We start from the raw sequence: 780 nt of genomic DNA on the forward strand, positions 1-780 counted from the left end.
TGATAGTTTCTCTAGTTAAAGCATGTTTGATTTTTTTGATTTCTCTCGTTAATTCGTATTTTTTGCACATAAGAAGACCCCACACAATTGAATGTGTTAAACATTTTCTAAAATTTGGAATGGAAAATTTGAAAGAGGGGCGCCCCCGCAACGCCCACGCATTTATTTACGCTGCTGTGTTTTCAATAATCTTTACAACGTGATCGTTTTCATAAATTTCACAATCTTCAGGAATCCCATATGCATAGTAAATGTTTTGTTCAACATATGAATAATCATCTCTTTTTAATCTTGCATTGCCATGTACCAAACCTCTAATGGTGTGATAACCAGTCACTTTTGCATTCCCATAAACAGAGCCGTAAACCTTGACATACCCACCCACGCTAGCATTGTCATAAACCTTGCCATAAATTTTAGCAGCGCCACTCACAACAGCATCATCATAAACCTCAGCCTTGCTATGAATACGTGCACACCCCGATAATTTTGCATTCCCATAAACCTTTGCACTATTATAAACCCAAGCATTATGAGAAAGATGAGCATTGTCATAAACATGAGCTTCAAAATATACGCGGGTTTTATCACATACATGAGCATTGCCATAAACAAAGCCACCAATGGCAGCATTGCCATAGACCCTTGCATTTTCATAAACACGACCAGTTTTTACAACATAAGCATTATCACCAACCCAGCAATTACCATCATGAGAGAGGTTGCTTTCATTCTCAATAAAGCCCCCCAGATCCCCAGCCTTTACATCAGCAAAGTCTT

General features: G+C 38.3%; 1 protein-coding gene. It reads right to left on the minus strand.

What is annotated here, in order from left to right; genetic code table 11:
• Positions 1-166: 166 nt before the first annotated feature.
• Positions 167-780 (minus strand): hypothetical protein (locus ABD917_RS08745; RefSeq protein ID WP_345119672.1); only part of this gene is annotated, 614 nt, incomplete at its 5' end.

The sequence above is a fragment of the Bartonella pachyuromydis genome (genome assembly GCF_039543065.1).
GTDB lineage: Bacteria > Pseudomonadota > Alphaproteobacteria > Rhizobiales > Rhizobiaceae > Bartonella > Bartonella pachyuromydis.